The following is a 22,579-nucleotide window of genomic DNA, read 5'->3' as shown; positions in this document are numbered from 1 at the left end:
TTATATTTTATTGTACTATTACTGATTGACTTTTAGGGTATTTAACCTGGTATTTTAGTTTCACCTTCTTTTCATCCAGCGAATTTAACATGAAATTCCATGAAACCTTGCCTGTTGTTGCATCAGGTTTTGCGCCTGACGTTTCCTGCGCCTCTACTTCGATGTCTTTATTTTGTGAAACCGGCACCTGGTCTTCAACCAATAAATTAACCGATTGGCTTTTCCTGTTTTTTACGTCGATAAGCCAGTTACGGGTTTCTTTTTGGTTTGAACCCGATGATTGACGCATAGCCAAACCTTTCTCCAGCGTACGGGTAACAACAATATTTTTATCTGTGCCTAACGATAGGTTCAGCGTATCGGTAGTAGCATCGGTATTAATAAGCGATTTGCCAATGTATGTACCTTCAAAAAACAGGTTAGCCTCGCCAGAGAGGAAACTATACTTATTCCAATTGGTAAGCTGGGCCGTAAGGAACACATCAGTACTCAGTTTAGGCGCTACATAATACTGGTAGGTAGCATCAATGTTATACTGGCTTATTTCAACCGCATACTGCTTGCCATCGCTTGGTACAGTGTATGGATTGGCGATATTAAACTCAATATTGGTTTGGTTCTCTTCTTTTTTTACTTCGATAGGAATTGTGTTAATCAAAGCTTTCGGCCTTATTGCAGAAACAGCTCCTGTACGCTCACTTCTGTATTCTGATGAAGAGCCATATCCAATCACAACAACTTCACTAAGCTGTCGTGAAGATGGGTTAAGCGCCACATTAATCAGCGGTGCGTTGGCCTGCCTTTCTAATGTTTCATATCCAATAAAACTATAGGTAAGCACCGCATTGGCGTTGGGTAACTGGATACTGTAGTTACCGCCGGCATCACTTACCGCTCCTATTGATGTTGCTTTTACGCGAATGGCAACACCCGGCAAGGCCTGGCCATCATCACTGCTTACTACTCTGCCCATCACTTTTGTTATAGAAGCAGCTGTACCTGAATAATACATGCCGAAGTTAAGATAGGCAGGTGTAAGCTCGGGCTTGGCACCATTTACTGTCGGGTTGCCTGTTGATAAGGTAAGCTTAGCGCTTTTCCAGTCCTCCCCTGTTTTTTGCGATACATTGGCTTTGTAAACAATAGTTATAGGGCTGTTTACATTTTTAGCACGAATGTCATATGTTGGAAACCAGCTTGCATTACGTACCAGATAGCTCAAGGTAAAATTTGCCTGCAATGCTGCTTTTGATGACACCGTTACCAAAACATTACTGGTTGTTTTAACACCAGCCCTGTTAATTTCGGCAATTTGCTTGTCATAACCTTGCAGTTCGTCGTTAAGCAGGTCAATTTGGTCATTAACCACCTGCTGGTTTTTTTTGATCTCGTTTAAACGGGCAGTCTGAAAATCGAGTGTCTGTTTCAGCTTAACCGGATCCAAAGCAACATTGGTACCGTTGCTTATTGGATTTTTAGCTAAGGTATTAGTTTCTTCCTGGTATATGGAGAGCATATTGTTTTGCAACGCAATCTTATTCCTTACCTGCTTTGCTTTTGCTTCTATCGTCTGTATATTTTTTTGCCTGATATCATTATCGGCAAAATCAAGCTCGTGGTTAACCGAAAGAATGGTAAAATCCCCGCCGGCATTTACCTGGATACTCTGTACATCAATTCCCGGCGACAGGTTTTCAAATATCAGCGTTGAAGTGCCGGGACTGATATTCACCAACGCGGTGCGGTTAACCTGTGCCCCGTTTAAAAACACAGTTACTTTTTGAACTTTTGAGGCTACTTTCTGACCTTCATCGGCCCTTGTTGCTGCAGCGATTAAAAATAATGCTGCGGCGATAGATAATTTTTTAAACATAATTTCTTCGGTTAAATACATACCATCTGTTATTTCGCTTAGGCCCGGATTGCCGGGGGCAGCGTAAATAAAAGATGCAGGGGCATGCACTTTTCCATAAATGAATTTATGTTGAAACACTATTTTTTTATTTAGCCTGTAAAAACTGTATCAATGCCAATACCGAATCATTGATTTTTCCAAACACCAATGATGGCATCAAACCTAAAGCAAGGGCTGCGAGGGCAAGCGGTATCAATGCAAGCTTTTCGCGGGTGCTTACATCGGTAAGCGCTATTTTCCAAACCTCGCCGCCTTTAAGTGATACTTTTCCGAAGAACATGCGCTGTAGCGTCCACAGGAAATAGGCGGCACCTAATAAGATCCCTACCGAACCGCAAACGGCCATCCAGTATGGCAGCAAGCCGTTAACCGTTGGCGATTTAAATGTACCGGCCAGTGTAAATGCTTCGGCCACAAATGCCGAAAAGCCCGGCAAGCCCACGGACGCAAAAAAAGCCACCATCACAAAGGCCGTATATTGAGGCATCTGGGTACCTAATCCGCGGAAATGGTAGATATCCCTGTCGTGTACGCGGTTATAAACCACACCCACCAAAAAGAACAGCATTGATGATAAAAAGCCGTGGCTCACCATCTGCATGACCGCTCCGCTTACACCTTCGGCAGTTTGCGAAGCTATACCCAGCAACACAAAGCCCATGTGCGATACCGATGAATAAGCGATCATCCGTTTTAGATCGCGCTGGGCCAGTGCGTTGCATGCCCCGTATAATATCGATATAACACCAATCAAACCAAGCCAGAAAGCGCCGGACGAGGCAATCTCCGGAAAAATCCCGAGGCAGATCCGGATAATACCGTAGCCACCAATTTTAAGCAGCACACCTGCAAGTATGATAGATACCGGTGTAGGTGCTTCAACGTGTGCATCGGGTAGCCAGGTATGTAAAGGCACAACCGGCACTTTAATAGCAAATGCAATAAACAATACAACAAAGCCAACCGTACGTGCAGGCATCTCCAATATGGTTTGATGTGCTGCAGCAGAAAATACGGAACCCGGAGTATAGTTGGCGGGGTTCATCATCTGGATGATATTAAAAGTATGGCTGCCGGTTGCCGGATCATTTACCGATAGGTATAAACCTACCATCACCAGCAGCATAAATACCGAACCAAACAGGGTATACAAGAAAAACTTGATGGCCGCATATTCGCGGCGTACGCCACCCCACATCCCTATCAGGAAATAAAGCGGCAGCAACATCAGCTCATAAAACAAGTAAAATAAGAAGAAATCCAGGGCGCAGAATACGCCCATTACAGCCATATCCAACAGCAGGAATAACAGGAAGAAACCCTTAAGGTTACTCTTGATTTCCCAGGAGGCCAGCGTAGCAACCACCATTACCAGTGCCGACATTACCAGCAGTGTTACCGAAATGCCGTCTATCCCTACAAAATAATCTATCTGCAGCTTACCCATGCTGCCCAGGTTAAGACCTATCCACGGCAGTTTTTGTACAAACTGAAACTGATTTTCATGATTGACCCCCGCCGAAGCCGTCCCTGTTTTGAAATTAAGATAAATATATATGCTGATTCCTAACTGCAAAAGTGTAGCCAGCAGCGTAATATACTTAAAACTACCCCGCTGCGATGATGGTAGCAGCACGATCACCAACGCAAACAGTACCGGTATAAATATAAGTAGGGTTAACAGGTTCATTAAATTCAGATCAGTATTTTTAAAATAAAGAGTACCAACACAATGAGCAGCATACTATACAGGTAATACTGCACCTTTCCGTTTTGAAATTTACGTGCAAAATTGCCAATACTTTGTACCAATGCAGCCATCAAATGTAAAAATCCGTCGACAATGTGTTTATCGCTCCAGGCTGTTAAGCTTGCAACCATCCGGCTTGTACGTTCAATTAAGTGGATCAAACCATCTATCACGTTCCTGTCAAACCAAAAGCAGGTTTTACCCAAACCAAGTATAGGCTTTACAATCGCTTTTCTATATATCTTATCCAAATACCATTGGTTATAAGATAAGCGGTAAAAGAAGCCCGTTTGGAGGAATGAGAATGTATTTTGTTTTACGTAGATGGCATAGGCAGCGTACATCACAAATACGCTTAATATGTTCACCCCAATTGGGATAATGGTATGATAAATATTTTCGCGGGCCATGAACTCGGCAGGCTTCAAGCTCTCGAACAGCCATGCTTTTTCGTAAAAGAACGGATTAAGCGAAAATAACGGGAATAAGCTGCAAACCGCCAGTAATATCAACGGAACACGGTATTGCCATCCCCCATCGCTGATGTGAAGTTTGATATCAGGATTGCTCTTCAATAATCGAAACTCACCAAAAAATACTTTTACTATCAGCCTTGATACATAAAAAGCCGTAAGCCAGCTGGTAAATAACGCACATGCGGGAATCAGTTTAAGCCATGCGCTTCTGCCCTCGCTCCATTCAAAAGCCTGGATCAGGATCCCGTCTTTTGATAGATAGCCCGATGTAAGCGGAATGCCAATAAGCGCCAGCGACCCAACAACTGCGGCAATAAACGTTAGCGGCAGTTTTTTACGCAGGCCACCCATGTACTGGATATTTTGCGGATCGATGTCCAGGTCATTCTCCTCCTTTATATGCTGCATTTCATGGATCACTACACCGGCTACCAAAAACAGCAAACATTTAAAGAAAGCGTGCGTAGCCAAATGGAATAAAGACGAACCATAAGCTCCCACTCCCATAGCCAGGATCATGTACCCCAGTTGCGATATGGTTGAATAAGCCAGAACGCGTTTCAGATCGTTCTGCGTTAGCGCTATGGTAGCCGCCATAAACGCGGTAAAACAACCAATAACAGCCAAAACGGTCAACTCACTATCGGTAAACAGCGGGTAAACCCTGCCCAGTAAAAACACCCCGGCAGCCACCATTGTAGCAGCGTGAATCAATGCGGAGACCGAAGTAGGCCCTTCCATCGCATCCGGTAGCCAGGTATGTAATGGGAACTGTGCCGATTTAGCAGCCACAGCCATAAACACGCCAATACAGGCAACATACTGCCATACAGCCGGAATTTGGCCCGAAGCAGAGATCCACAACCCATCGTGAATAACCGATTTAAATACCAGGTTATCATTTATAAAAAGTGTGGCAATATCAAATGTATGGAACTTTGCAAATAGGATAATGATAGCACTTAGCAATCCTATATCACCAATGCGGTTCATGATAAAGGCTTTTTTATTGGCCTGTACGGCCTTATCCCGGGTGAACCAAAAACCGATAAGCAGGTATGATGAAAAACCTACCAGCTCCCACAAAGCATAGAACAACACTAGGCTATCTACCACAACCAATCCCAGCATGCTGAAACAAAAGAAGCTAAGGTAGGTAAAATAGCGACTGTACCTGTCGTCATGCTTCATATATGCCGTAGAATAGATATGCACCGGCAGGGCAATCAGCGATACCAGCAGCAACATCATTACCGAAAGGTTATTAAGCAAGATGCCCGCAAAAACTTTGGTAGTACCAATAGTAAACCACAAGGTTTGGACATGCTGAGGTTGCTGATCCCAAACTGCAGCAAACACCATAGCAGACGATACGCAACCCGCCAAAATAGCCAACGTTGAGATCCAACCTGCTGCTTTACTTTTTACCGGCAGGCAAAAGTTGATCAACGCGGCTAGCAGCGGCGAAGCAACAGCTAAAATAGCATAGCTGATGATGGTATCGGTATATGGTAATGAGCTACTCAATTGGTTTTACTATCGATAATTACTGAAGATAAAATGCCGTCGAGTCCAGTGGTAAAGCTTAACTCTGAGTTGAGATATACGGCGTCATCTGAAAACATGTTATAAAGTTTTCCAGTGCGTTCAAAGGATGAAGACCTGTATGCCACCCCATTTATTACAAATGAAAGTTTATCGTCATTGTAATGTTCTTTAAGATACTTTTTGTATTCATCTAACAACGCACTTAATCTTTGTTGATAAGCTTTAACAGCAAATTTCTTGGTAACAACTATGATGACTCCGTTTTTTGCCTGAGGACCATATTTTTTTATTCCAGCCCCTGGTTTCATCACGTTGACCTGTAAGATGCTTTTAGGGTCTATTGTACGAAAAGCAGCAGCTTTAATTTTCTTTTCATCCAAAATATAAAGCAGTTCGGCTTTATATTTTGTACCAGCTGTAGTAACTGAAGCAACCTCACCCATATTCGTGTAGGCGGATAATCTCCCAAGGGGCAGTAAAACAGATATAATGAGGAGAATCGTTTTCATATTCATTTCAAATTAATCCCTCAAATTTTTAATCTCATCCGGATCAATGGTTTTATACCGCCGGTAAACATTCAGGATAATAGCCAGTGCTACGGCCGTTGTGGCCGCCGCCAGCACAATGGCAAACAGGGCAAATACTTGCCCCCCGTTGTTTAACTTATCATATTTACCAAAAGCCACAAGATTTAAAATGGCAGCATTCAGCATTAATTCGATACCGATCAACACCTGGATAGAATTACGTTTAGAGACAATCATGTACATACCGGTACAAAACAGCAATGCTCCTACCAGTAAAAAATCGGTTAGCGTGATCATGTCCTGCCCTCCTTCCGCGATAAATGCGCTGCACCCACCAAAGCCATCAGCAGTAAAACAGAAATAGCCTCGAAAGGCAGCAGGTAAGTGGTCATTAAATTAATGCCGATATTTTCGATGGTGGAGTTGGTAGGCGTTATTTCATTTTTTTGTGCGATAGCCTGCTTTACCCATGGCAGGTTATCGACATCAGCCTTAAGGATAATATTCACAATCACCGCTAAAAACAGTACAGCCAATACAACAGCCGGTACTTTAGCCATATTAATGAATTTCCCTTTCTGACGTTGAATTACATTCAAGGTTTCGCGGCCGGAAAGCATGAAAGCAAAAAGGATCAGAACCAGGATGCCGCCCACATAAATTACAACCTGTGTCACCGCCACGAAATCGGCAAGAGCAATTACATACAGGCCTGCCAGTGAAAACAGTGTCACAAAAAATATGAAGATACTCCTGACCAGGTTTTTACTTAAAGCGGCATACAAAGCCGAAGCAACGGCAATAAAACTCATTACATAAAACAGCAAGCGGACTAAGGTCATGCCCCGCCCTCCTTTTGTTTCATGGCGGCTAATTTGGCAGCCTGCTTTTCGGCCTGTTGCTTATCAAAAAGCGCTCGCTTTTCGGCCGCATCTTCGGGCGTCATATCCGAAAACTGGTAAACCAGGTCGCTCAACTGAAAAACGGTTTTATCATACTGGTTGGTCATGGTGATGCATTCGGTTGGGCACACGATAGTGCACAGACCACAATACATACACTTGGCCATATCAATATCAAATTTGGCAGCATACAAACGCTTGGTAGTACCATCGGATGTTTGGCCGATAGCTTCTGTTGCTTTAATTGATTCTATATCGATGCAATTAACCGGGCAAACCTTAGCACACAGGTCGCATACGATACAATCATCCATTTCCACATCTAACTGATAGCGGCCCACTTCAGGTACCGGCAACTGCTGTTTAGGATATTGGATGGTATTGGTACCATGTTCCAGCTGTTTAAAGTAATTGCTGTTGCTCACGGTCACAATCTCCCTTTTTGTGTTACCCACAAAAAGGTGGCGTATGGTAAGACTTAAACCTTTCCATGCAGTTGTAAACGCTTTTATTACTTTCTGAACCATGATTTTTAGGATTTTACGAGGCTCAGGATGTTTCCTTTGCTACCGCTAATTCCTGTTTTTTATTATTTAATTAATTACAAATCTCAATTTTTCTAAATCCGAAATCGAACATCCGACATCCGAAATTAAAAATCACATTAACCACAACCTCCACACACCAGATATCAACATGCAGGCAAAAGCCAGCGGGGTTAATACTTTCCAGCAAAGGTTCATCAGCTGGTCAACCCGTAAACGGGGCAATGTCCATCTGATCCACATTTGTACGGCTACCAGCGCCAGTGTTTTTAATACAACCCATAGTATTCCCCAAGCTACACCGGTTGTCCATGTTGCAAGTTTAAAACCTGCTATATTTGGCAATGGTGTATTCCAGGCGCCTAAAAATAATATTACCGCGATCATGGATACCAGAAACATCATCGAATACTCCGCCAAAAATACCAGTGCAAAGCGGATCCCTGTAAACTCGGTATGAAAGCCGGCTACCAGTTCGGATTCCGCTTCCGGGATATCAAAAGGCGCACGGTTACTTTCGGCCAGTGAAGCTATAAAATAGATCACGAATGCGATCAATAAATGTGGCGCACGGAATACATTCCAGCTAAATAATCCACCTATTTGAGATACATCCCAAAAGCCGGCAAATTTTATCTTTTCAGTCGCCAAAATGCCCTGTTGGGCAGAGATCACCTGCAAATCCAGTGTTTGGGCAATCATCACCACGGATATAATGGCGAACCCTGCAGGAATCTCATACGAAATAATTTGGGCTGCCGAGCGCATGGCGCCCAATATCGAATACTTATTATTTGATCCCCATCCTGCCATCAGGATCCCCAATGTCTCGATAGAGATAATAGCGAAAATATAGTAAAGACCAATATTTGTTTTTGAAGGGATAAGTCCCGGTGCCCAGGGCAATGCGGCAAAACCAAGATATACGGCTATGAATATTACCGCCGGGGCCAGCATAAACAACCATTTATCTGCTGCTGCGGGGATGATCAGCTCTTTCTGAAGCATCTTTAAAATATCGGCCAATGTTTGCAGCGTACCGTATTTACCGGTTTCTGTAGGGCCAAGCCTGTCCTGTATAAATGCTGATATTTTACGCTCGGCATATACACCGAATAAAGCGAAAAAGGCCGAAAAACTGAACAACCCAATTGCCGCAATAAAATATGTAAAATAATAGTTCAACAGGAATATTTGCTTAAGGGTGCAAACTTACTAAATGTTGAGTTATTTAGAATGATTAAATTATATATTAAGTTGATAGGACTTATTGGGGATTGGTTGATTGTATAGGTGAGTGGTTGGTTAAATAAGATATCTGCCGCGGGTTTAGCGCAGCGTAACCCGTGGTTGGTCATGACTTAAGTTTTTAACTTAAGTCCCACCTGTGTTAGAGATTGAAAGACACAAGTCAACCTCCCTTTAGCCCAGCCCACAAGACTTGCGCCAGGAAAAGGAGGAACGAAGCAATCCCCAAATTACAGAGCGGCTATGCAAATTCACCCTGTACAGTTCGCGATTGCTTCGTTCCTTATACTGACATGATCGTTGTAAGCTATTGATTATTAGATATATTTTCAAAATCAATTTTATAACATGGGCGTTGCCTGCGGCCCGTGCTATACGCTCATACAGCACAGGCATTAGCCACAAGGCCGGTATCCGCTCCTATCACTAACGCGCCCCCCCGCACACCATCGCTAAAATATACGCTATACGTCATCACGTTTTTTTTCAGGCCGCCTGATGGCTACTCGCAATGACGACTTGGAACTAACACTTCACCAAATCATTGGCTGATATGAATGTTGATTTTACCTGGGCCGAGAAAAACAACGATGCATGATGATCAAAATCGGCAGTGTCATCGGTTGTGGTATAAAACTTATTTTCGCCGTTGCGGCTTATCTTTTGTTCAATTTCGGGGTGGCGGTTTAAATAATCAACCAGGCTTTTGGCTACGATATCGCCCTGCCCTACTACATTAATGCCTTCGGGCAAGTGTGCTTTTATTTTTTCCTGGATGATGGGATAATGCGTACAGGCTAACAATATGGTATCAATATTGGGCGACTGCGCCATGATCTGGTCAAGGTACAACTGTACAAAGAAATCAGCACCGGGCTTATCGTATTCGCCGTTTTCAATTAATGGGACCCAAAGCGGGCAGGCTTGCTGATATACTTTAATATCCGGAAAGAAGTTATTGATCTCCAAAAGGTATGATCCCGATTGTACTGTTCCCTTTGTACCAAGCACTCCAATTTCCTTGGTCTTGGTATAATTGCCAATGATCTCAGCCGTTGGGCGAATTACACCTAATACCCTTTTGGTAGGATCGCTGATATTTTTAAGGTCCTGTTGCTGGATAGTGCGCAGGGCTTTGGCCGATGCCGTATTACACGCCAGGATCACCAGCGGGCATCCCTGGTCAAACATCCATTGCACGCACTCCCAGGTGTACTGGTGTATGGTACTGAATGAACGGTTACCGTAAGGTGCACGGGCGTTATCGCCCATATAAATATAATCATAGTCGGGCAGTTGCTCGATGATAGAGCGGAATACGGTTAGCCCGCCAAAGCCCGAATCAAAAATACCAATGGGTTGATTTGACATATACAAACATAAAAAAAGCGTCCCGTATATACGGAACGCCTTTATATAATTTACTTAAAGGTGATTTTATTTTAAACCTAATTTCAATTTTACAGCAGCCATCAAATCGTCGCCGGCAGGAGATACGATCATGCTAACCTGTGATGAATCCAGTACGTAAGCGTAGCCTTTTTCCTTAGCTACAGCCTGTACAGCAGCCGATACTTTATCAATAATTGGTTTGCCCAATTCTTGTTTTTTAGCATCAACCTGTTGCTGAGCGTTATTTTGATAATCGTTCATGCGTTTTTGGATATCCTGCAATTCAGAAGTTTTTGCCTGACGTACCGCATCTGTCATTGTAGATGCATTTTTATCCAAATCAGCACCTTTAGTTTGCAATTCATTGTTCATAGTAGTTAACTGATCAATGAAAGTTTTTTGATAGGCCTGTAATGTTGTTGAAACAGTTTTAGTTTCAGGCATCTGATCAATAACCTGGCTAAAATTAACATAACCTATTTTTGTTTGCGCTTTAGCGAAACTACCCACGAACAACATACCTGCTGCAACTAAGGCGACTTTAAATAGTTTTTTCATTTTGTTTTGTGTCCTGCGTTTAATAATGGATAATAATTATCTGTTTTGTTTGTGTAACGTGTATCGTCAAATTACTTTATGAACTCCTCCGGCAATAGTCCGCAATGAACAGGAACATCGGTGGCTATCTTTTTCCGGCTAAAATAACATTAGGTAATTTGCCTGGTAAACATAAAAAAAGCGTCCCGTTTTATCAGGGCGCTTTTTCTATGTTCTTTTTATTCTTATTTCAAACCTAATTTCAATTTCACTGCAGCCATCAGGTCATCAGCATCTGGTGATACCAATAAGGTGATCTGTGATGAATCTAATACGTAAGCATAGCCTTTTTCTTTAGCCACAGCCTGTACAGCCTGGGTAGCTTTATCGATAAGTGGTTTACCTAATTCCTGCCTTTTAGCATCAACTTGTTGCTGGGCATTATTTTGGTAATCATTCATACGTTTTTGAATATCCTGCAATTCGCTTTCTTTAACGGCACGTACAGCATCAGTCATGGTTGCCCTTTTTGATTGGTAGTCCTGACCTTTGGTTTGATACTCATTGTTCATAGTGGTCAATTGATCAATGAATGTTTTTTGGTAAGCCTGGATAGACGCTGTCACAGTTTTGGTTTCGGGCATCAAATCAATCAGCTGATTGAAGTTAATGTGGCCGATTTTAGTCTGAGCATTTGCAAAGCTGCCCGCAAATAATAAACCTACTGCAACCAAGGCAACTTTAAATAGTTTTTTCATTTTCCTTTTTCTGTGTTTAAATAATAGTTCGATTTATTTTAATTCAAATTATTTAGCAAATACCCCGGGTTTTAGTCCTAACCTTGTTATTACATCCGCACTTTTGTCATATCGCGGACTGGCATATAACATGATTACCTCGCTGTTTTTATCAAAAATCATATCCAGGTTATCGCCCTCGGCTACTGCTTGTACAGCTTTAGACACCCTATCCTGAATTGGTTTAATCAGCGCTGTGCTTCTTTGCGAAAGCTCACCATCCGGACCAAACTTCTGGCGTTGAAAATCTTTCGCCGCCTTTTCTTTTTCTACAATTTCGGCCTCCCGGCGTTTTTTCATGTCAGGGGTCATCAACACCTGGTCGGCCTGATAGGCTTTGTACAGGCGGTCAATTTCCTGAAAACGGCCATCAACCTCTTTTTGCCACTGATCAGATAACGCAGCCAGCTGCTTTTGCGATGAAGCGTACTCAGGCATGTGCTTTAATATATACTCCGAATCAACATAAGCAAAACGTTGTGCATAAGCACCTGCAAAAGCAGTTAACGTTAAAAAGGCTACTAAAATTATCTTCTTCATATATTCGGTACGCAAATTAATTAAATCCGCCGGATAAACTCTGAGAAATTGTAAAATGGAACTGACCTTTATTTGCATCCGGTTGTCCCGGTATTTTATCAAAGCCATAACCATAATCTAACCCAAGTAAGCCAAATATAGGTAAAAATATCCTTGCGCCCACACCCACCGAACGTCTTACGTTAAACGGATTGAACTGGCTAAACTGGTTCCATGCATTACCACCTTCAGCAAAAGCTAACAAGAAGATTGTTGCCGACTGACTTGCAATAATCGGGTGACGAAGCTCCAGTGTGTATTTATTGTAGATTGCACTACCGGTATTGGTGTTCTGGTTTTCGTTTGAACCTTCCGGTACAATCGAGAAGTTTTGATAACCACGTAAACCGATGATCTCACTACCCTGTAAAAACTGGTAGCTCTGCATACCATCACCACCCAATTTAAAACGTTCAAATGGTGATGGGCCCACTTCGTGGTTGTACTGACCAAGGAAACCAAACCTTACCTGCGACATCAATACAAATTTACCTACCAGTTTCGAGAACCATTGTGCATCATATTTAAATTTATAATACTCAACAAAATGGTAACGCTGCTCAGGAGTTGCAATTTTATAGTTGATGTCATTAAATAATGAGTAAGGCGGCGTAGCCTGGATAGTAAGCTTGATATTTGAACCCTGTGTTGGGAAAATAGGCGCATCTATCGAGTTACGGGTCAATTCCTGGGTTAACTTGATGTTATAAGAGGTACCATTGGTAAACAGGTAGCCCGTATAGTTATCAAGACTATAGTGGTCAAAGTTAAGCGAGTAGTTTAACTGGAAATAGTTATCAGGCCATTTTAAGCGTTTACCCAAAGTAACACCCACACCGTTAATACGCAGGTTGTTGTAGTAAGGGCTTGATTTTGGATAGTACTGACCGGTTGAACTTCCCTGTGTATAGGCTGATAACGCAAAGTAGATTGGCTTTTTACCACCTAACCATGGCTCAGAGAAAGTGAATGAGAAGTTTTGATAAGTACGACCGCTTGATTGCCCCCTTAAGCTCAGTTTCTGGCCATCGCCTTTTGGCAGCGGCTTGTAAGCTTTAAGGTGGAAGATATTACGGATAGAGAAGTTATTAAAGGTTAAGCCCAAGGTACCTACCAGCTGGCCACCACCAAAACCACCCGAAAGTTCGATCTGGTCTGAAGGTTTTTCAACTACGTTGTAAACCAAATCAACAGTACCATCCTGCGGATTGATGTTGGTTGGTTTAGGTTCGGTTTTTTGCTCATCGAAGTTACCTAACTGACCAATTTCACGCGCACTGCGGATCAGCAATTCTTTATTGAATTTTTGACCCGGTTTGGTCTGGATCTCACGCATTACCACTTTATCGTTGGTAACATCGTTACCTTTTAACATAACGCGGTTAATGGTGTACTGAGGGCCTTCATAAATCCTTACGTCAACATCTACAGTGTCATTATATACCCTTGTTTGTACCGGATCGGCATTGAAGGTTAAATAACCGTCATTAAGATATAAAGACGAAACGTCGTCATTGCCCGGAGTTGGACCGCTTAAACGCTTGTTCAGTTCGTCTTCGCTAAACACATCGCCTTTTTTAACGTGAAGGATCCTGTTTAACAGATCGCTTGTATACTTGGCATTACCCGAAAACTTAACATTACCAAAGTAATATTTAGGGCCTTCGTATACTTTAAGTTTTACGTTTACGGTTTCATCGTCATGCTTCCAAACAGAATCACTCAGAATTTCGGCATCACGGTAACCCCTGGCCTGCATTTTTTCAACCAGGTTTTGTTTATCCTCTTCGTATTTATCCTGCTTAAATTTCTTTGAACCAAACAGGTTATACCATTTACGTTTACGGGTTTTACTTAAAAATCCGCGCAGCGTACCTGTTTTAAATGCCTTGTTGCCTTCAAAAATAACATCGTTAATTTTAACCTTGGTCTTTTTATCAATAGCAACATCTAATATAACGCTGTTAACATCGCCCTGATCTTTACGCTGGGTAATGGTAACAGTGGTGTTTAAGAAACCTTTTTCGTTAAAATGCTTTTTAATGATAGCCGTAGTTGTGCTGATAAGGTTTTCGTTTACGATTTTACCCACACGGTCGTTCAGTTTCTTTTGAACATCTTCAATCTCACCTTTGCGGATGCCTGTTAAATGCATGCGTGATAAACGCGGGCGCTCCAACACAGCAATCTCCAGGTAAATAGTATCCATGTTAATTTTGGTGATGTTTAACTGAACATCATCAAATAAGCCTTGTTGATATAAGGTTTTAATTACCTCGGCATTACGCTCGCCCGGCAGGTTGATACGATCGCCTTTGGTTAATTTAGATAACTGGATAAGGATGTCTTTATCAAGATATTTTGCGCCACTAACAGAAATGCCACCTATAATATAATCTTTAGGATTAAGATAACTTAAACTATCAGCCGGTATCGATTTTGTAAGCGTAGGCCTCGGCCCATTGGATATCTGGGCGAAAGCCGTAGTAGCCAAAACCGAGAAAAGAATAGCAAAAAGAAATTTATACATTCGAATATTTTAGTGGGCTAAAAATAATTTATACAGTTGTTAAAATTTGTTAAAAGTAAAAATTTAGTTCACCTGCTCGCTTGTTAAGCCAAAACGGCGTTCACGTTTCTGGAAATCAATCACTGCTTCATACAGGTCTTCCTTCCTGAAATCGGGCCATAATTTGGCTGTAAAATACAACTCAGCGTAAGCAATTTGCCATAATAAATAATTACTTATACGGTATTCACCACTGGTTCGGATCAGCAGTTCGGGGTTTGGCATATCGCCGGTAAAAAGATTTTGCTCAAAAACCTCTTCATTAATATCATTTACATCCAATTCGCCGTTTTTTACTTTTATGGCGATATTTTTTGCAGCGCTCACAATTTCCCTGCGCGAACTATAGCTCAAAGCCAGCGTAAGCACCACCCCGGTATTACCAGCCGTTGTTCCGATAGCGTTGTTAAGTTCACGAAGACATTTTTCGGGAAGCATGTCCAGATCACCGATGGCATTTAGCTTGATGTTATTTTTCATAAAGCCCGGAACTTCTTTGTGAATGGTAGTTACCATCAGCTCCATGATAGCCATAACCTCCAGCTTGGGGCGGTTCCAGTTTTCGGACGAGAATGTATATAGGGTGATATATTTAATACCTAATTTATCGGCACCTTCAACAACGTCCCTAACAGATGTTACACCATTGTGATGGCCAAATATCCGTAATTTACCTTTGCCTTTTGCCCAACGCCCATTACCATCCATGATGATAGCCACGTGCTGCGGTAGTCTCGACAAATCAATCTGATCCAAATAATCCATATTACTACTTATCAAAAGCCACCCTGTACAAACACACTTGTGTAAAATTTTTCATCAATACTATGGTATGCTATATTCGGTTGTTAGACTAATCAATTATTAATTACCCGCATCTGCCATTTTCACCACGCAAATTGACGGATTTTTCAGGGTACAAAGGTAAAACTTACTTTGTATTTTTTTAGTATCCTGCACTAAAAGAAAATGTTATTGCGAATAATATATTAAAACTGCCTAAACAGCTATCAAAACCATGATTTTTCATAATATTTAGTTTAAAATAAAAATCCGGCAGCCATTATCTGCCTGATAATGAAAACTGCCGGCCCTGAAAAACCGCCTATAAATTTGCTTACAATGGCGTTACATTTTTATATCCCTTTTTGATTAAGCGCATTAACATCCTCGGGCCTAATATCAACAATGGCATATTGCTGAATACCGGTAATGGCCAGCTCATCAAGCGTACTCACCAAATTGCTGTATTGTGATTTATCACTGGGCTTTACCAGTACGATCATGCTTTTGCCTGTTTTATCATGTACCTTTTTATTGGTTTCCATTATAGCCTTGCGGATACCATTGGCACTGAAGTCGGTAACAGAGGGCGCTATCATAGGTTTCTTTAACTCGCCCAGGAAATACATAGCTTTATTATCTTTTCCTAAAACAACAGTTAGTGTACGACTGGCCGGAACTGGCAGCCCAGTATCAACATTGGTTTTATCAGGCATGGTCAGATCCATCGCCTTGGGTTTAGCCAATGTGGTTGTCATAATAAAAAAGGTAATAAGCAGGAATGCCAGATCGACCATTGCAGTAAGATCAACGCGGGCATTTATTTTTTTACGTTTGTACTTTCCGCCACCATTTTGGGAAGATGAATTTAATTCGGCCATGACTTTAAAGATTTAAGGTTAATAATTAATTTCAATATTAAATTAGCAGAAACAATAAACAAACAGAATTAAATATTGAATTTGTAATTTATAACGAATTAAATATTGATATATTATCTAAAAAGACGTAGTAATTCCGCGCACTTTTTTTCCAGTGCTTGTGGCAATCATTAATTAGAAGTAGCAGTTTGCCGTTACGAAAGTAAACGAGATGGTAAAATTGAGGAAGAAATAGGTGTCATGCGACTTAAAATCGCCTCGTTGTGAACCGGCAGTTCCGGTAAAAACACCTGTCTTTTCGCCAGACCGGTCAGAAAGTAAGGCAGAGATCTGGGACATTTTACTTTTATCGGGATATACACCGCTTACATCGTCAAGGTAATCTGTAAAAGTGTAGCGATAGCCCATATCAGCCATAACTGTAAACTTACCCGATAAATTATATTTAATACCTAAACCGTAAGGAATTACAACCGTGTTATTCCCATACGGCTTAAGTTGCCCTTCAGTTCTCAGAGTCCTCAGGCTAACTTCATTTCCATGGAAATCCTGTGCCCGCGGCGCATAGGAAGAAATGCCAATACCTGTAAATATGTAAGGTGTATATTTATTCCGCCCGGCGTCGGGAATATAATTCATGAAATTAAACTCGCCGGTTAAACTTACCTCGCGTAACTGATCTTTAAAATTAAGGTTACGGTCGCGAAATTGCGGATATCCCGAACGGCTGTCATAAGCTGCGATATTACCAACCCCAACATTTAGCTTAGCCGAAAAATAACCGTCGAAATTTCTTTTGCCGAATATGCCTGCCGAAACACCACTTACTTTTACCGGGTTATTTGGATTTAGGTCGCCTATATAACCAGCACCTCCTATCGATCCGCCTATTTCCCAGGTTTGAGCCTGCAGCTGATAAGTTAAAAACAAGAATATCGTAAAAAGTAGATATTTAGGCATTAATCAAATTTAGTAATTACGGGCATCAAGGCCCCAAAGTAATTTATTTCTTAACGTAGTTAAATAACTTTCATTACTAAGGCGGATTAAATTTAATTGAAAATCGGCTTTTTGCACATGAAACTTAACTGTTTGATCTAAAACCTCTGTTCTCGAATCGCACGAGATGATATAATTAGCGCTGCGGCTTTCAACCTCAAAACAAAGTTTGCTGGTATCGGGGATCACTATAGGCCTCACATTAAGGTTATGGGGCGACACCGGCGTTACCACTATGCTATTTGATTGCGGAAAAATAATAGGGCCTCCGCAACTTAACGAATAAGCTGTTGAACCTGTAGAAGTTGAGATGATAATACCATCGCCCCAATATGAATTTAAAAACTCATCGTTTAAAAAAACATGGGTTATGATCATGGCTGCATCATCGCGCTTATGGATAGTTATATCATTAAGGGCGAAATTATTATTGCCAAAAACATTAGGGTTTGAGTCCACAGTAAGCAATTCGCGGCAATCGCAGGTAAACTGCCTGTTCACCACCGCGTGAATAGCTGCGGTAATATCACTTTTGTTAACACTGGCCAAAAAGCCCAGTCGGCCAAAGTTGATACCTATAACAGGGATGCCCGAATCGCGGATCACCGTAACCATATCAAGCAGGGTTCCGTCGCCGCCAAGCGTAATAAAAATATCAATAAAACCCTTTAAAGTTTCGGCCGGGCGCAATACCTTATATTGCACTGTTGTTAGCTTATCCTGTAAATATTCGTGGAGTTGCTGGTGTACATAAATATCAACACCATGCTGCGCAAGGCTATCAAAAACCTGTTGTATAAAAGGTAAAACAGATGGCTCATTAAATGGCCTGCCGTAAACTGCTATCTTCATTTTTTAAAAAGGCGAATATCGAACTTTGAAAGTACATTAATGCAGCACAGCATAAATAATTAATACCGGCATAAACTATATAACACAATTCGCTCCCGTTTTGTCCATTATACAATATACATCTCTATAATGATAAACCACGCACTATTGTTTGCCAATATTTCCCGGCAGGGCCTATTTAATTGCCTTAACAGATAAATAACTTCAAAGTAAAATAATTAAGTTTAACTATTTTGGCCTACCTTACATATATTAAACAACGGTTATTTTATTGATGGATCAAACTTTTACTCAAAAACTATCCAACATTCAGTTAATTGCTAACGAGCTGCCTTCTGCATTAATAATTCATGAGGTTGAAACGCTGCAGATAATATACATGAACAGTGTAGGCCTCAACATACTGGGCACCACACTTGATGAACTGAAGGCAATGGGACCGGAAACCTATCACGCAAAATACTTTAACAGCGAAGACAGTGACGAATACGTGCCTAAAATATTGCACCTTATAAAAAGCCGTACCCAGGAAAAGGTATCTTATTTTCAGCAAGCCCGATCTTCAAAACATACCGAATGGCAACTTTTTGTTAGTACTACCAAGGTTTTTGCGCGTAATGAAGCAGGAGATGCTACGCACATTTTAACTTTAGCCAGTATGCTTGACCCCGTTCATCATATCACCACTAAAGTTAACCGGCTTATGGACGATATTTCGTTCTTGCGGCAAAACAACCTGTTGTTTTTAACCCTTACCAGGCGCGAGAAAGAAGTGTTAAAATATATTGCGATGGGCATGAGCTCGGCCGAGATAGGTACTAAACTTTTCATCGCCCCGGCCACGGCTGAAACACATCGTAAAAACATTAAGAATAAACTACGGTTAAAAAACCATTACGATGCCGTTAGGTTTGCGCAAGCCTATAATTTGGTCTGAAGTTTTAAGTCGGAAGTCTTTAGTTCTGAGTCAGTAGTCGGTAGTTTAAATTGTGGAAAAGCGATAAATACCCGACTTAAGACTCATGACTCAAAACTTCGGGGTTAAGACTACAAATTAAGGTAATTCATGAGCGAATCATACCTGGCGCGGGCGGTATCATTTATATCGGTATGATTGAAGGTGGCTTTGATATCATATTCGTACCGGAGGAAACTGGCAGTTATAGCCGAAATATCCTGTTTGTTGATTTTAAGCGTAACCTCCATCCGGGTTGAATCCGGGAAAGATTGAACATAAGAACTCAGAATCTGTGCATTATCTGATTCTACTATCTGCGCCATATGTGCCAGCGAATTATTCTTATTGCTGATCTCCAGTACAATAATGCCTCCCGGTTGTGATACCGAAGTTATTTGGGCAAAATATTCTGTAATGGCGTTAATAGATATCAGCCCAAGATAATTTTTTTTAGCATCAAGCACCGGCACAACGGTGAGCTGCTGCTCATAAAACAAGCGGATCACATCATAAATATGCTGATCTTCCAGCACATATGGGTTAACTAATGAAAGTGCCAGCGCACCTATAGGCGTTTGATAATCACTTTCACCAATCAGGTCATCCTCAGCAAGCAGCCCTAAAAACTGCTCTTCGTTTACAATAGGCAAATGCCTGAGGCGAAACTCAACCATACGGTCAAGCACTTTCTGAATGGTATCAGAGGTGTGTACCGGTGGTATCGAATCAGCTATCAGGTCAAGTGCTATCATTTATGCATTTACTTTGGTCTCTAATTTAGTTAAAAACTGTTTAAGTAAAACATTAAATTCTTCAGGGTGCTCCATCATTGGTGCGTGGCCACATTTATCAATCCAGTGCAATTCAGAATCGGGAAGCAGCTCATGAAATTCCACAGCTACCTCGGGCGGCGTAATCTTATCGTTACGGCCCCAGATCAAAGATACCGGAATAGTGATCTTATGCAGATCTTTTTTCATATTGTGCCTGATGGCCGATTTTGCCATTGCCAGTAAACGGATAACCTTGTGCCTGTCATTAATGGTCTGGAAAACATCCTGCACCAGGTCATCGGTTGCTATAGCCGGATCATAAAAAGTGAACTGCACTTTTTCACGTACAAAATCTATGCTTTCCCTGCGTGGGAATGACCCACCAAATGCATTTTCATACAAGCCCGAACTGCCCGTTAAAACCAGCGCCTTTATATTTTCGGGATGTGTGGTTAAATATACCAATGCCACATGCCCGCCAAGCGAGTTACCCAGCAAAGTAATGTTACTTAGCTTCTTAAATTTTATAAACTTATGTACAAATTTCGACAAACTTTTTACCCCGGTACTGATCAGCGGCATGTCATAAACAGGCAGCATGGGGATAATAACCCTGTACTTTGATTTAAACTCATTAATAACACCATCCCAATTGCTCAACGCCCCCATTAAACCATGCAGCAGTAACAGCACCTCTCCTTCGCCCTCATCGATGTAACTAAAACCGTGTTCCTCTTTAAGCACGAACTCCATATAAAATATTAAAAATTAATTTGTCAAAATTAGCTTATACCGAAACCGCTTTCAGTATAAATTCCTGTTATTCCGCTGTAAAATTAGTTTATTACGAACGACATTTAGCAAGTATAGTAATTATTTATCAATGTAGTAATGTTAAGCTTTTATTAAATAGCTTAACATTAATTCAACATTACTGTTTAAAAAGCTCAGTGATAATTAAATGCCAAAAGCCTATCCCAACAGCTGTTTAACTACCTCTGATATTGTTTTACCATCGGCCTTGCCGGCAAGTTCTTTACTGGCCATCCCCATTACGCGGCCCATATCTTTTACCGATGTAGCACCTATCCTGCCAATGAGTTCTTCCAGGTAACCTTCAATTTCAAACTTGCTCATTTGCTGCGGAAGGTATTCTTCAATAACCAGCATTTCGCCTATTTCAACCTGGTAAAGATCCTCGCGGTTTTGTTCTTTATAAATATCAGCCGACTCCTTGCGCTGTTTTACCAGCTTTTGCAATACTTTGATCTCTGCATCTTCGGTCAATTCATCAGCCGCACCTTTTTCGGTTTTGGCCAACAGTAATGCCGATTTGATGGCACGCAATCCCTGTAAACGATCTGCCTGCTTGGCAAGCATGGCCAGTTTAATATCCTGGTCTATTTGTGTAATTAATGACATATCCTTAATTAGTGTTTTTAAATGTGCAAATGATTTTTCGATGTGCAAATTTCAAATATGCAAATGTGCAGATTATTAAAGTCCGCATTTTCAAATTGACAAATTATCAAATTAAAATCTGCATATCTGAAATTTGCACATCTGCACGTGCTTTATCCCCTGAATATAGTTCCCGCATTTGCCTGTGCCGTTGGCATGATCAATATATCGTTGATATTAACATGCGCCGGGCGCGAAGCAATAAACCAAATGGTTTCGGCCACATCTTCGGCTGCTAATGGTTCAAAGCCTTCATACACCTTTTTGGCCCTTTCCTTGTCACCTTTAAAGCGCACTTCCGAAAACTCAGTTTCAACAGCACCAGGGTGTATGGCAGTCACTTTGATGCCATGAGGCAGCAGGTCAATTCTCATCCCTTTATTTAAAGCATCAACAGCGTGCTTGGTAGCGCAATATACGTTTCCGTTGGCATAAACTTCTTTACCCGCAATTGAACCTAAGTTTATAATATGGCCTTTGCCATTTTCAATCATCCAGTTTGATACCACGCGGCTTACATACAACAGGCCTTTAACATTAGTATCAATCATCGTTTCCCAGTCGTCGATATAGCCTTTTTGAATTGGATCAAGTCCCTGGCTTAAGCCCGCGTTGTTTACCAGCACTGTTACTTTTTTCCATTTGGCCGGCAACGCCTCAAGGTTACTGATGGTATCCTCCCGGTTACGAACATCAAATGATGAAATCGCGACCTCTACATTATATTTATCATTCAGGTGTTTGGCAAGTTTCTCAAGCCGCTCCAACCGCCGGCCGGTTAATACCAGGTCATATCCCTCACGGGCAAAAACGTGCGCACATGCCTCGCCGATGCCGGCGGTAGCTCCTGTAATTAAGGCTATTTTACTCATAGGTTTGATAACTATAAACAGCGAAATTATGTTTTTTAGTTTGAAATTTTGTCGATTGTGGGTAAGGATGTTTTTGAAGATGGGTTTTACTCACCCCGACATCGCTACGCTGATTGGGCGAGTCAATTATGCGCCATACAATAGCAATGTGGCTTTATCACCATTTGCGTTAAAAACGCAAACCCATTTTAAGCACTCATTATAAATGAGCG

At 41.5% G+C, this 22,579-nt stretch carries 22 protein-coding genes; 1 reads left to right on the top strand and 21 read right to left on the bottom strand.

Features of this window, described 5'->3' with window-relative positions:
* Positions 1–7: 7 nt before the first annotated feature.
* The 17 genes from ACEN9X_RS17825 to ACEN9X_RS17745 form a co-directional block, all read right to left on the bottom strand.
* Entirely contained in the window at positions 8–1,993 is a 1,986-nt protein-coding gene (locus ACEN9X_RS17825; protein ID WP_413666400.1) for a DUF4139 domain-containing protein, read from the bottom strand.
* 7 nt (positions 1,994–2,000) lie between these two features.
* A complete protein-coding gene (locus ACEN9X_RS17820) occupies positions 2,001–3,605 on the bottom strand; it encodes a complex I subunit 4 family protein (protein WP_413666399.1) in 1,605 nt (534 codons plus the stop codon).
* A gap of 5 nt (positions 3,606–3,610) precedes the next feature.
* Positions 3,611–5,668: an NADH-quinone oxidoreductase subunit L gene (gene nuoL, locus ACEN9X_RS17815; RefSeq protein WP_413666398.1), complete on the bottom strand. Its 2,058-nt coding sequence runs from the start codon at positions 5,666–5,668 to the stop codon at positions 3,611–3,613.
* Entirely contained in the window at positions 5,665–6,198 is a 534-nt protein-coding gene (locus ACEN9X_RS17810) for a hypothetical protein (RefSeq protein WP_413666397.1), read from the bottom strand. Before ACEN9X_RS17810 ends, nuoL begins: the two co-directional genes overlap by 4 nt.
* A gap of 12 nt (positions 6,199–6,210) precedes the next feature.
* Positions 6,211–6,516 carry an NADH-quinone oxidoreductase subunit NuoK gene (gene nuoK, locus ACEN9X_RS17805; protein ID WP_091222011.1) on the bottom strand — a complete coding sequence of 102 codons (306 nt, stop codon included), beginning with the start codon at positions 6,514–6,516 and terminating at the stop codon, positions 6,211–6,213.
* Positions 6,513–7,061: an NADH-quinone oxidoreductase subunit J gene (locus ACEN9X_RS17800; RefSeq protein WP_413666396.1), complete on the bottom strand. Its 549-nt coding sequence runs from the start codon at positions 7,059–7,061 to the stop codon at positions 6,513–6,515. Before ACEN9X_RS17800 ends, nuoK begins: the two co-directional genes overlap by 4 nt.
* A complete protein-coding gene (locus ACEN9X_RS17795; protein ID WP_091222003.1) occupies positions 7,058–7,648 on the bottom strand; it encodes a 4Fe-4S binding protein in 591 nt (196 codons plus the stop codon). Before ACEN9X_RS17795 ends, ACEN9X_RS17800 begins: the two co-directional genes overlap by 4 nt.
* A 132-nt stretch (positions 7,649–7,780) precedes the next feature.
* Entirely contained in the window at positions 7,781–8,851 is a 1,071-nt protein-coding gene (gene nuoH / locus ACEN9X_RS17790) for an NADH-quinone oxidoreductase subunit NuoH (RefSeq protein WP_413666395.1), read from the bottom strand.
* Positions 8,852–9,439: 588 nt separating this feature from the next.
* Positions 9,440–10,285, bottom strand: a complete 846-nt coding sequence (gene murI / locus ACEN9X_RS17785; RefSeq protein WP_413666394.1) for a glutamate racemase — start codon at positions 10,283–10,285, stop codon at positions 9,440–9,442.
* Between the two features lie 66 nt (positions 10,286–10,351).
* Positions 10,352–10,864 carry an OmpH family outer membrane protein gene (locus ACEN9X_RS17780; RefSeq protein WP_413666393.1) on the bottom strand — a complete coding sequence of 171 codons (513 nt, stop codon included), beginning with the start codon at positions 10,862–10,864 and terminating at the stop codon, positions 10,352–10,354.
* Positions 10,865–11,088: 224 nt separating this feature from the next.
* Positions 11,089–11,601, bottom strand: coding sequence for an OmpH family outer membrane protein (locus ACEN9X_RS17775; protein ID WP_413666392.1), 513 nt, complete (start codon positions 11,599–11,601; stop codon positions 11,089–11,091).
* Between the two features lie 48 nt (positions 11,602–11,649).
* Entirely contained in the window at positions 11,650–12,180 is a 531-nt protein-coding gene (locus ACEN9X_RS17770) for an OmpH family outer membrane protein (RefSeq protein WP_091221985.1), read from the bottom strand.
* A 16-nt stretch (positions 12,181–12,196) separates the two neighbouring features.
* A complete protein-coding gene (gene bamA / locus ACEN9X_RS17765) occupies positions 12,197–14,749 on the bottom strand; it encodes an outer membrane protein assembly factor BamA (protein ID WP_413666391.1) in 2,553 nt (850 codons plus the stop codon).
* Between the two features lie 63 nt (positions 14,750–14,812).
* A complete protein-coding gene (locus ACEN9X_RS17760) occupies positions 14,813–15,553 on the bottom strand; it encodes an isoprenyl transferase (protein WP_413666390.1) in 741 nt (246 codons plus the stop codon).
* 371 nt (positions 15,554–15,924) lie between these two features.
* Entirely contained in the window at positions 15,925–16,452 is a 528-nt protein-coding gene (locus tag ACEN9X_RS17755) for an ExbD/TolR family protein (protein WP_413666389.1), read from the bottom strand.
* 174 nt (positions 16,453–16,626) lie between these two features.
* Positions 16,627–17,412: a DUF6089 family protein gene (locus ACEN9X_RS17750; RefSeq protein ID WP_413666388.1), complete on the bottom strand. Its 786-nt coding sequence runs from the start codon at positions 17,410–17,412 to the stop codon at positions 16,627–16,629.
* A gap of 9 nt (positions 17,413–17,421) precedes the next feature.
* Positions 17,422–18,303: an NAD kinase gene (locus ACEN9X_RS17745; protein ID WP_413666387.1), complete on the bottom strand. Its 882-nt coding sequence runs from the start codon at positions 18,301–18,303 to the stop codon at positions 17,422–17,424.
* 274 nt (positions 18,304–18,577) lie between these two features.
* On the opposite strand from ACEN9X_RS17745, the gene ACEN9X_RS17740 reads away from it, so the two are divergent.
* The gene (locus tag ACEN9X_RS17740) at positions 18,578–19,240 is read left to right on the top strand and encodes a response regulator transcription factor (protein WP_413666386.1); all 663 of its coding nucleotides are present in this window, start codon (positions 18,578–18,580) and stop codon (positions 19,238–19,240) included.
* Positions 19,241–19,350: 110 nt separating this feature from the next.
* Here ACEN9X_RS17740 and ACEN9X_RS17735 read toward each other — a convergent pair whose 3' ends face one another.
* The 4 genes from ACEN9X_RS17735 to ACEN9X_RS17720 form a co-directional block, all read right to left on the bottom strand.
* On the bottom strand, positions 19,351–20,013 hold the full coding sequence (locus ACEN9X_RS17735) for a CBS domain-containing protein (protein ID WP_413666385.1): 663 nt from the start codon (positions 20,011–20,013) through the stop codon (positions 19,351–19,353).
* The gene (locus ACEN9X_RS17730) at positions 20,014–20,787 is read right to left on the bottom strand and encodes an alpha/beta fold hydrolase (protein WP_413666384.1); all 774 of its coding nucleotides are present in this window, start codon (positions 20,785–20,787) and stop codon (positions 20,014–20,016) included.
* A 219-nt stretch (positions 20,788–21,006) separates the two neighbouring features.
* A complete protein-coding gene (locus ACEN9X_RS17725) occupies positions 21,007–21,456 on the bottom strand; it encodes a GatB/YqeY domain-containing protein (protein WP_413666383.1) in 450 nt (149 codons plus the stop codon).
* A gap of 152 nt (positions 21,457–21,608) precedes the next feature.
* Positions 21,609–22,367, bottom strand: a complete 759-nt coding sequence (locus ACEN9X_RS17720; protein WP_413666382.1) for an SDR family oxidoreductase — start codon at positions 22,365–22,367, stop codon at positions 21,609–21,611.
* Positions 22,368–22,579: the final 212 nt, after the last annotated feature.

The organism is Mucilaginibacter sp. Mucisp86, assembly GCF_047324315.1.
In the GTDB taxonomy this organism is placed as follows: Bacteria; Bacteroidota; Bacteroidia; order Sphingobacteriales; family Sphingobacteriaceae; genus Mucilaginibacter.
The sequence above is the reverse complement of the archived record's forward strand: the minus strand, read 5'-3'. Positions and strand labels throughout refer to the sequence as shown.